We start from the raw sequence: 10462 nt of genomic DNA on the forward strand, positions 1-10462 counted from the left end.
AGGAGCACCACGGTGAGCACCGTGCTCCGGCCGCGACCGGTGCCCGGGCCGCCGCAGGTGTCGGCCGCCCGGGACGAGTGAGTACCGTCCTGTACCAGGGGCACCCGCGCCCCCACTCCCCCGAGGATCTCCCCATGCACCACCCCACGCCCGACCCGGCGCCCCCGACTGCGGGCCCCGCGCTCCAACAGGGCCTCAAGGGCCGCCAGATCACCATGATCTCCATCGGCGGCGTGATCGGAGCCGGTCTGTTCGTCGGCTCGTCGACCGCCGTCGCGGCTGCCGGTCCGGCTGTCCTGATCTCGTTCCTGCTGGCCGCCGCCCTGGTGGTGCTCGTCATGCAGATGCTCGGGGAGATGGCCGTCGCCAACCCTGACACCGGCTCGTTCTCCACCTACGCGGACCGCGCCCTGGGCCGGTGGGCCGGGTTCTCCATCGGCTGGCTGTACTGGTGGTTCTACATCCTGGTCATTCCCATCGAGGCCATCGCCGCGGGCGAGGTCATCGCGAGCCTGACGTCGGTGCCGAGCTGGATTCCGGCGCTCGCCATGATCGCGCTGCTGGCGGGAAGCAATCTCCTGGCGGTGCGCAACTACGGGGAGTTCGAGTACTGGTTCGCCCTGTTGAAGGTCGTCGCGATCGTGGCCTTCCTGGTGCTCGGCGCGCTCGCGATCTTCGGGGTGCTTCCCGGGTCGGACGCCAGCGGCGTCTCGCATCTGTGGAGCGAGGGAGGGTTCGCCCCCAAGGGCGGGGTGGCCGTGCTCGCCGGTCTGCTCACGGCGATGTTCAGTTTCCAGGGCAGCGAGATCGTCACGATCGCCGCCGCGGAGTCCGAGGAACCGAAGAAGAACATCAAGAAGGCCGTCCGCGCCGTCGTGTGGCGCCTGGGGCTCTTCTACGTCGGTTCGATCTTCGTCGTGGTCAGCCTGGTGCCGTGGAACTCCGACGCCCTGGCCGACGGCTCCTACCAGGCGGTCCTGGACCGGATGAACATCCCCGGCGCCGGACTGATCATGGACGTGGTTCTCGTCGTGGCCGTGAGCAGCTGCCTCAACTCGGCCATCTACACCGCCTCGCGCATGGCGTTCTCCCTGGCCCGCCGCCAGGACGCCCCCGCGGCCCTGGCCGCCACGTCGGCGGCCGGTGTGCCCCGTAACGCGGTCCTGGCCTCGACCGTCATCGGCGTCGCCGCGGTGATCGCCAACTACCTGCTGCCGAGCGTCTTCACGTACCTCATCGCGTCCAGCGGCGCGATCGCCCTGATGATGTACATGGTCATCGCCATCACCCAGTACGCCACCCGGCGCAAGGAGCCGCAGCCCACCGAAGTGCGCATGTGGGCCTTCCCTTACCTGACCCTGGCCACGATCGCCTTCATCGCCGGGGTGCTCGTCCTCATGGCGGTGCTGCCCGGCCACCGTCTGGAACTGTGGCTCTCCCTGGCCCTGGCCGCGATCCTGGTCACCGTGGGAGTGCTGCGACAGCGGCGGCACGGCAACCGACCGACCGCGGTGACGGCCGGGCGAGGGTGAAGGTGAGGGCGAGGGCGAGGCGTCAGGGGAGCCGGGCGTGGGTGGCCCGCTCCACGAACTCGGTCGGCAGGACCAGGCGTTCGCCGTCGGGGTCGGCGTCGCCGTCGATGCGCCGTACGAGCAGGCGCGCCGCCTGACGCGAGAGTTCCCGCAGGTCGTGGCGGACCGTGGTCAGCCGGAACACCTCCCAAGAGGCCATGGGCAGGTCGTCGAAGCCGATCACGGTCAGGTCGTCGGGGACCCGGATGCCGGCCGCCAGTGCCGCGTTCAGGACTCCGATGGCGACCACGTCGTTGCCGCAGAAGACCGCCGTGGGCGTCTCGGCCGCGTCGAGCAGCCGGGGCAGCGCCTGGTAGCCGGTCTCGTACTCGAAGGCGCCGCGCGCCACCCGGTCCTCGGGCAGGCCGATGCCCGCGTCGGCCAGGGCGAGGCGGAAGCCCAGTTCGCGGTCGCGTCCGGTCGTCGTGTTCGCCGCGCCGAAGATGCCGGCGATGCGCCGGTGTCCGAGCCCGGCGAGTGTGTGGGCGACCAGGCGTCCGCCGCCCTCGTTGTCGACGACGGAGGCGTAGTCGCCGCGACGGCCCGTCTCACGGTTGAGGAAGACGTAGGGCATGCCGCGCCGGTCGAGCTGTGCGGGGAGGGCGGAGTCGGTGGTGGCCGTCGCCAGCACCACGCCGTCCAGGGACTGGTCCAGGAGCTTCTCCTCGGCCACCGCCTCGTCGGAGCGTTCGGTCAGGAGCATCATCCGGTAGCCCAGGGCCTGGAGCTCGTCGTGCAGGGGGGCGATGACATGCGGGTAGAAGGGGTTCGTCAGGTCGGTGACGATCACTCCGATACGCCGGGTGGACCGGGTCGACAGGGTGCGGCCCGCTTCGCTGGGCACGTAGTTCAGGGCCTGTGCCGCCTGGCGGACCTTCTCGCGGGTCGCCGCGGACACCCGGCGGTCGTCCCGCAGGGCGCGGGAGACGGTCGGCTGCGATACGCCGGCCAGTCTCGCCACGTCGTGACTCGTGATCGCCATCGGCCCTCTCCTCGTCGACCGGTGCGCCACCCCGGCGTCCGATTCATCAGTATACGTATGTCGCACCAGCCCGGCGGGCGGGTCCGCCGGGCGCGCACGGCCCCTCACGACCCGCGCCGCACCCGCCGGGAACGGCGCCCGTCCGCCCGGCCCGCAAGCGGACCGGCGGTCGCTCCGCAACACCTTCCCCGTTATGCGCCGACACAGGTCCCGCGCACCCTACGCCCGCAACCCGCACCACGTGACCCCTTGACATCGCACAGCACAGGGCCTGTCATGGAAATGCATACGTATTCCATTCGAGGGAGCAGCCATGCCTGACGTCGTCGTGTCCACCGCCGAGCTGGGGCGCCGCACGGTCCGCCGCAGCGACTTCGTCTCCTGCAACCAGGCCTTCATCGACTGCCGTACACCGGGCTCGGACCGGAAGGAGAACTACGCGATGATCGGGCCCGGCGTCTCGCAGGCCGCCGGTCAGCACGTCAACCTGCGGCTGCCGCACGGCTACAACATCGGTGCGGCCGCCATGCCCCACGGCATCACCAACAACCTCCACCTGCACTACACGGCCGAGGTGTTCGTCTGCACCGAGGGCGAGTACCTCCTGCGCTGGGGCGCCGACGGCACCGAGGGCGAGCTCCTGCTCAAGGCCGGGGACATCGCCTCCATCCCCACCTGGATCTTCCGCGGTTTCACCAACACCGGCCCGGACGACGGCTGGATGTTCACCGTCCTGGGCATGGACCACACCGGCGGCATCATCTGGGGCCCGTCGGTCCTGCGCGAGGCCGAGGGCCACGGCCTGTACCTGACGGCCGACAACCAACTGATCGACACGGTCGCCGGCGACGAGATCCCGCCCGGCACCGAACTGACCGAGCCGATGACCCGGGAGTACATCGACCGGCTGCGCCACTACGGCGTCGACGACATGAAGCGCCGTGTCGCGGCCGGCGACGAACTCATCTGGTCCGAGCGGCCCTTCCTGGACAGCACCCTGCCGGGCGGCGGCGTGCAGCTGAGCTGCGTCATCGGCTACGGCATGACCGAGGACCTGCACCAGGAGCCCCGGATCTTCAACCCGCACGGCCACAACGTCGCCTGGCTGCGCGCCGAGCCGGGCCAGGGCGTCTCCCTGCACCGCCAGCAGGAGACCCAGACCCTGATCGTCAAGGACGGTCTGTGGGAGGTCACCCTCAACCGCACCGACCCCGTCTCGGTACAGCTGGGCCCGCGCGACATGCTCTCCGTGCCGCAGGACGCCTGGCGCACCCTGCGCAACGTCGGCGAGGAGCGCGGCGACCTCATGGTCGTCAACTCCGGTGACGGCCGCGTCCGCCTGGACTGGGACGAGGAAGTGTCCAAGTGCGCCGCCGACGCGGGCCTGGGCATCGACCACAACGGGTACGTCGCCCCCTACGCCCTCCTGCCCCGCTCCGCGCGCCGCTGGTGACCGCCGTGCCGCGCACCGCAGCGCCGCCGCCACCGCTGCCGCTGGTGGTGGTCCCCGGCATGCTGTGCGACCCGAGCCTGTGGGCGGAGGTCGACTTCCCCCGGGGCCACCCGGTCCTGCACCTCGAACTGGAAAAGCCCGACATCGGGGCGCTGGCCGACGACCTGCTGTCCTGCGTGTCCGGCCCGTTCGTCGTGGTCGGTCTCAGCCTGGGCGCCATCGTCGCGTTCGAGGCGCTGCGCCGCTCCCCCGAACGGATCGCCGGACTCTGCGTCATGTCGACGAACGCGGGCGCGCCGCGCCCCGAGCAGTACGCGGCCTGGCGCGCGATGGACGGCCTGATCGCCGAGGGGCGGTTCGCGGACGTCGTCGAACAGACGCTGCCCGGCATGTTCCCCACGCCCCGTCCGGCGAGCGGCTCTGGCGACCGCTACCGGCGCATGGCACACGCCGTGGGCCCCCGGGCCGCGCGCGCCCAGCTGGCAGCCCAGTCGACTCGCCGGGACGCGAGCGACGCGCTGCGCGGCGCCCGGTGCCCGGCCGTGGTCCTGTCCGGGACGCACGACGCGCTGTGCCCGCCGGACTTCCACCGGGTCATCGCGGGAGCGCTGCCGGCTGCCGAACTGCGCGAGGTCCCCGAGGCGGGCCATCTCCTGCCCTGGCAGCAGCCCTCCGCCGTCTCCACCGCACTGCGCGACCTGCTCGGCCGGGTGCAGCAGACACGTCCGCCGGTGCTCCCGACGCACTGACGCCCGACACGGCCCGCCCTCTGACACCCGCCCCCAACAGCTCAAGAACCCCCAGAACCCCTGAGAAAAGAGCCGTCATGCCTCGTTTCCTCAAGTCCCCCGTCCCCGCCGGCACGGTCAGCGCCGCCCGCGCGGACGTCGCGGACCGCGTCAGCGCCATCCTCGACGACATCCGCGAGCGGGGTGACGAAGCGGTCCGCCAGTACTCCGAGAAGTTCGACAACTGGAGCCCGGAGTCCTTCCGCCTCTCCCCGGACGAGATCAGGAAGATCGTCGCCGGCGTGCCGGAGACGGTCCTGGAGGACATCCGCTTCGTCCAGCAGCAGGTGCGGACGTTCGCGCAGGCCCAGCGCGACTCGCTGCACGACGTGGAGATCGAGACCCTGCCCGGCGTCCGCCTCGGTCACCGGCACGTTCCCGTGGCCGGCGCCGGCGCCTACGTACCGGGCGGACGCTACCCGCTGACCGCCTCGGCGCACATGACGATCGTGACGGCGAAGGTGGCCGGGGTGGAGCGCGTCGCCGCCTGCACCCCGCCGATCCGCGGCGAGATCCCCGCCGCGACGGTCGCGGCCATGCATCTGGCCGGGGCCGACGAGCTCTACCTGCTGGGCGGCGTCCAGGCCGTGGCCGCCCTGGCCATCGGCACCGAGACGGTCGGCCGGGTGCCGCTGATCGCGGGGCCCGGCAACGCGTACGTCGCCGAGGCCAAACGCCAGTTGTTCGGCGAGGTCGGCATCGACCTGTTCGCGGGCCCCACGGAGATCCTGGTGATCGCCGACGAGAACGCCGACCCGTTCGTGGTGGCCGTCGACCTCCTCTCGCAGGCCGAACACGGCCCGGACTCCCCCGCGGTGCTCGTCACCACCTCCGAGGACCTCGGCCGCGCGGTCGAGCGCCACATCGAGCGGCTGCTTCCCGGCATGCCCACCAAGGACTTCGCCGGTCCCGCCTGGCGCGACCACGGCGAGATCGTCGTGGCGGACTCCCTGGACGAGGCCTTCGAGATAGCGGACTCCTACGCCAGCGAGCACGTCGAGGTCCTGACGGAGAACCCGCGCCAAGCGCTGGACAAGATGCGCGACTACGGCGCGCTCTTCCTGGGCGAGGGCACCTGCGTCTCGTACGGGGACAAGGTCATCGGCACCAACCACGTCCTGCCGACCCGCGGGGCCGCGCGCTACACCGGCGGCCTGTGGGTGGGCAAGTACCTCAAGACCGTCACCTACCAGGAGGTCACCGACACCTCCTCGTCGGCGCTGCTCGGCGAGGTGTGCGGGCGCGCGGCACGTGTCGAGCTGTTCGAGGGGCACGCCCGCTCCGGCGACGTGCGCGCGGCCAAGTACGGCAACGGCACGCTGCCCTGGAACGACGAGGCCGGCGCATGAGCGCCCCCGCCGGACCGCTGGCCGGGCGCACCGCCCTGGTCAGCGGGGGCGGCAGCGGACTCGGCGCCGCCATCACGAGCGCCCTCCTCGCGGACGGAGCCCGGGTGGTGATCACCGGTCGCAACGAGCAGGCCCTGAAGGAGACCGCGACGCGCCTGGGCCCCGGCGTCGTGCACCGGGTCTGCGACGTGTCCCGGCCCGACGACGTCGAGGCCCTGGCGGAGAGCCTCGCGGACGAGGAGATCTCCATCCTCGTCAACAACGCCGGAATCGCCGGGCCGGTGGCGCCCCTGACCGAGATCTCGGCCCGCGACTGGGACGAGGTGTTCGACGTCAACGTGCGCGGCGTGTTCCTGATGTGCCGCGCCTTCCTGCCCGCCATGACGGCGCGGGGCGCGGGCGACGTCATCAACATCGCCTCGGTGTCGGGCAAGCGCCCCTTGCTGCGGCGCACGCCCTACTGCGCGTCCAAGATGGCGGTCATCGGACTGACCACCACCCTGGCGGGCGAGGTCGGCCCGGCGGGCGTGACGGTCAACTCCCTCTCTCCCGGGCCCGTCTCGGGCCCGAGGATGGAGCGCAACTTCCGCCTGGAGGCGGAGCGCACCGGCGGCAGCTACGCGCAGGCCGAGGAGGCGTTCGTCTCGCGCTCGGCGCTGGGCCGGATGGTCACCGAGGAGGAGGTCGGCGCCGCGGTCGGCGCGATGCTGCGGATGCCGGGCCTGTGCGGCGCCGACATCGACCTCTCGGCGGGGATGGTCGCGCGGTGACGGCGGGAGAAGCAGAGCGCCGCCTTCCCGGCGGCGCCGACACGGAACGCCCGGCCCCCGGCTCGCACACGCGACGCCGCTCGCTCAAGGAACGGCTCGCGGCCGGCGAGCGGTTGTACGGCGCGCTGGTGCGGCTTCCCTCGGAGACCCTGGTGGAGATGGCGGGGGTCGCGGGCCTGGACTACGTGGTCATCGACTGCGAGCACGGCCCTGCCGACACCGCACTCCTGCAGCACCATCTGACGGCGGCCGCGGCACAGGGCATCGACGTGCTGGTGCGCGTGGGGACCTCCGAGCCCGCCCTGGCCCTGCGCTGCCTGGATCTGGGAGCAGCGGGGATCATCCATCCGCACGTGGACGACGCGCGGGACGCCCGGCGGGCGGTGGCCTCGGTCCACTATCCGCCCCTGGGCACCCGGGGCTTCGCGACGTACAGCAGAGCGGGCCGCTTCGGCACGGTCACGGCGGCCGAGCATGTCGCCGCGTCCCGCGACGCCCTGGTGGTGGTGATGATCGAGACGGAGCGGGCCTGCGCCGCCGCGTCGGAGATCGCCGCCACGGAAGGGGTGGACGCGGTCCTGGTGGGCCCCGCCGATCTGGCGGCGGACTGCGCCTTTCCCGGCCAGGAGAAGGTCGACGCGCTGGTCGCGACGGCCCACCGGGCCACGCGGCAGGCCGGCAGGTCGGTGATGGCCATTGTGCCGGGCCTGGAGGCGGCAAGGGCCGCCGAGCGGGGCGGGGCGCACCTGGTGCTCTACAACATGGCCCACGTCCTGATGGACACCTTCCGGTCCCTCGCCGCGCCTGTGCCGGGCGAGGGGAAGGGCCCTCGCGCGTGACGCCGCACGGCCGCGTCCGGCTCCTGACATGCCCTGTCGGGAGCCGGACGGGCCGCGCCCGCACACGCCGCCCGGATACCTGCCGGAATGCATCACTCCACCTCTTGACGGCCTCCGTCGCGCTCCTTAGTGTTCGGCGGAAGTTCATACGTATGCATAACCTTGAAACCGCGCGAACGGAGAAGCCATGTCCGCTGTAGCGCCGCCCACCACCGCAGCCGGCCCCAAAGGGACCGAGGCGGAAAAGCGGATAGCGATACGCCGAGCCATCGGCGCGGGAAGCATCGGAAACTTCGTCGAACAGTTCGACTACGGCCTCTACGGCTACATGGCGCCGGTCCTGGCCCCCGCCTTCTTTCCGCAGAGCAACCAGGCCGTGGCCGTCCTCAGCACGTACGCGATCATCGCCATCGCCTGCCTGTTCCGCCCGCTGGGCGGCACCCTCGTCGGCCGCTGGGGCGACCGGGTGGGCCGCAAGAAGACACTGCTGTGGACCATCGTGCTCATGGGCGTGGCCACCGCCCTGATCGGCGCCCTGCCCACGTACCAGCAGATCGGCGTCCTCGCGCCCCTGCTCCTGCTGTTCCTGCGCGTCATCCAGGGCATGGTGTCGGGCGGCGAGTACGTCGGAGCGGTGGCGTTCATCGTGGAGTGGGCGGAGCCCAAGCGCCGCGGCTACTACGCCTCGTACGCCTCCAACAGCTGTTTCGCCGGCATCCTCGCCGGCGCCGGCACCGCGGCTCTCACCAGCTGGGTCTTCCAGGGCCCCGCCCTGGAGTCGTGGGGATGGCGCATCCCGTTCCTGATCGCGCTGCCGCTGAGCGCGGTGGGGATCTGGCTGCGGGGACGCATCGAGGAGTCGCCCGAGTTCATGCGCGCCACGGAGGACGGCGCGGACGTCGTCAAGGCCCCGATCCGGGACGCGCTGCGCACGCAGTGGCGGCCGATCCTCGCCTACTGCGGCGTCTCGATCATGCTCGCGATCCTGTCCTACAGCTGGGTCACGTTCTATCCCGAGTACCTGACCGGCACGCTGGGCCTGCCGCGCTGGATGGCCCTGACGTCCAACGCCATCTCCGTGGCCGTACTCATCCCGCTGCTGCCGCTGGCCGGCGCCATTTCGGACCGGATCGGCCGCAAACCGATGCTGATCACCGGTGCCGTCGCGTGCATCGTCCTGGTCCCCCTGGCCTTCCGGGTCGGCGAGGGCGGCACCTTCGGCGCGGCCGTCGCCAGCCAACTGATCTACATCGTCCCCGAGTTCTTCCTGACCGGCATCGTCACGGTCTGCACGGCCGAACTCTTCGCGACCCGCTCCCGGTTCAGCGCGAGCGCCATCGCCTACAACAGCTCGTTCTCCATCTTCATGGGCATCACGCCCTTCGTGGCCGCCCTGCTCGTCACCAGCTTCGATTCGATCTACGCCGTGTGGGTCTACCTCGCGGCCGCCGCGCTCCTGGCCCTCGTGACCATCAGCACCTTCATGACCGAGACGTACCGGACCCACCTGGGTGCGGACAAGTTCGCCTCCTGACCGGCTCCCGCCCCGCATTCGTATACATACGCATACGCAGCGCCTTACACGGCGCACTTCCCCGACAGACAGACAGAGAAAGGCACCCCTCATGACCCTCGATCCCGTCGCCTACCTGCCCTACAACGACCCCGACGACTTCATCCGCGAGGTCACCGACCGCATCTGGGTCGGCCGGGACATCTCCTACATCGTCGACAACTACGAGCCGGACTCGATCGTCCACACGAGCCTGGGCACCGTGGTGGGCCGCGACGGCGTGATCGAGGGCACGACGATGCGCATGGGTAGCACGCCCGGTCACATCGGCCAGGCCGAGGACGTGGTGTGGGAGGCGCGCGGCAACGACGCCTTCCTCAGCTCGCACCTCGTCTTCTCCGCCGACGAGCACCTGGTCGACGGGCGCAACATCCGCATCCGCAAGCGCACCGTCGCCAACTGCCTCTACCGGCGCGGCCGGATGGTCGAGGAGTGGGTGGTCCGCGACGAGCTTGCCACCTGTCTGCAGCGCGGCATCGACCCCGACGAGGCGGCACGCGAGCTGCAGTTCCAGGGGTACAGCGGGTCGATGACCGAGGAGGCGCCCAAGGACGTCCTGCTGGCCGGCGTCAGCGGGCCGCGGCCCGACGAGTTCCGGCCCGAGTGCGAGATGGTCCTGGAGTTCATGGACGAGGTGTGGACGCAGCGGCGGCTGCAGAAGGTCAACGACTTCATGACGCGTGACCTCTTCCTGCACACGATCGGCGACCGGACCGTCATCCGCCCCGAGCGCTACCAGAGCGACCTGATGGCCCTGGTCGCCGCCTTCCCCGACGCCCGCTTCGAGGTCCGCGACGTGCAGACCAACTTCTCGCCGCGCTACGCCGGCCTGCGGGTGGCCGTCACCTGGACCATGCACGGCACCTACCGGGGCACGCCGGACTTCGGCCGGCTGACCAACCAGCCGGTGACGATGCTCGGCGTCTCCCAGTTCCTGATCCAGGACGGCCGCATCGTGCGGGAGTACCGCGTCTACGACGAGATCTCGCTGCGGGCCCAGATCAACAGCACGCGGGGCGACGGCCCGGCGGTGGAGGCCAACATCTACTGACCGGCACCCGGCGTCCGGACACGGACGGGGGACAGCGGGACAGCAGGGCAGCTGGACGCGGCGAGGGGCCCCGGAACATCCGGGGC

9 protein-coding genes are annotated in these 10462 nt (G+C 71.3%); 8 read left to right on the forward strand and 1 reads right to left on the reverse strand.

Annotated features, from left to right (window positions below; all coding sequences use genetic code 11):
- Positions 1-134: 134 nt before the first annotated feature.
- On the forward strand, positions 135-1532 hold the full coding sequence (locus tag ACWFR3_RS38635; protein ID WP_453739380.1) for an amino acid permease: 1398 nt from the start codon (positions 135-137) through the stop codon (positions 1530-1532).
- Positions 1533-1554: 22 nt separating this feature from the next.
- Here the strand turns inward: ACWFR3_RS38635 and ACWFR3_RS38640 are convergent, their stop codons facing one another.
- Positions 1555-2553, reverse strand: coding sequence for a LacI family DNA-binding transcriptional regulator (locus ACWFR3_RS38640; RefSeq protein WP_453739381.1), 999 nt, complete (start codon positions 2551-2553; stop codon positions 1555-1557).
- A 313-nt stretch (positions 2554-2866) separates the two neighbouring features.
- Here ACWFR3_RS38640 and ACWFR3_RS38645 point away from each other — a divergent pair, with 313 nt between their 5' ends.
- The 7 genes from ACWFR3_RS38645 to ACWFR3_RS38675 all read left to right on the forward strand — a co-directional run bounded on the left by ACWFR3_RS38645 (position 2867) and on the right by ACWFR3_RS38675 (position 10376).
- Positions 2867-4006 carry a hypothetical protein gene (locus ACWFR3_RS38645; RefSeq protein WP_453739382.1) on the forward strand — a complete coding sequence of 380 codons (1140 nt, stop codon included), beginning with the start codon at positions 2867-2869 and terminating at the stop codon, positions 4004-4006.
- Between the two features lie 5 nt (positions 4007-4011).
- Complete coding sequence (locus ACWFR3_RS38650) at positions 4012-4755, forward strand: alpha/beta fold hydrolase (protein ID WP_453739383.1); 744 nt, start codon at positions 4012-4014, stop codon at positions 4753-4755.
- A gap of 77 nt (positions 4756-4832) precedes the next feature.
- On the forward strand, positions 4833-6143 hold the full coding sequence (gene hisD / locus ACWFR3_RS38655) for a histidinol dehydrogenase (protein WP_453739384.1): 1311 nt from the start codon (positions 4833-4835) through the stop codon (positions 6141-6143).
- Positions 6140-6913 (forward strand): SDR family NAD(P)-dependent oxidoreductase, encoded by a 774-nt coding sequence (locus tag ACWFR3_RS38660; protein WP_453739385.1) that lies wholly within the window; start codon positions 6140-6142, stop codon positions 6911-6913. Before hisD ends, ACWFR3_RS38660 begins: the two co-directional genes overlap by 4 nt.
- The gene (locus ACWFR3_RS38665; protein ID WP_453739386.1) at positions 6910-7752 is read left to right on the forward strand and encodes an HpcH/HpaI aldolase family protein; all 843 of its coding nucleotides are present in this window, start codon (positions 6910-6912) and stop codon (positions 7750-7752) included. The genes ACWFR3_RS38660 and ACWFR3_RS38665 overlap by 4 nt, the downstream gene beginning before the upstream one ends.
- A 187-nt stretch (positions 7753-7939) precedes the next feature.
- Positions 7940-9286: an MFS transporter gene (locus ACWFR3_RS38670; RefSeq protein ID WP_453739387.1), complete on the forward strand. Its 1347-nt coding sequence runs from the start codon at positions 7940-7942 to the stop codon at positions 9284-9286.
- 91 nt (positions 9287-9377) lie between these two features.
- Complete coding sequence (locus ACWFR3_RS38675; RefSeq protein ID WP_453739388.1) at positions 9378-10376, forward strand: ester cyclase; 999 nt, start codon at positions 9378-9380, stop codon at positions 10374-10376.
- Positions 10377-10462: the final 86 nt, after the last annotated feature.

Source organism: Streptomyces sp. NPDC055189, assembly GCF_053606765.1.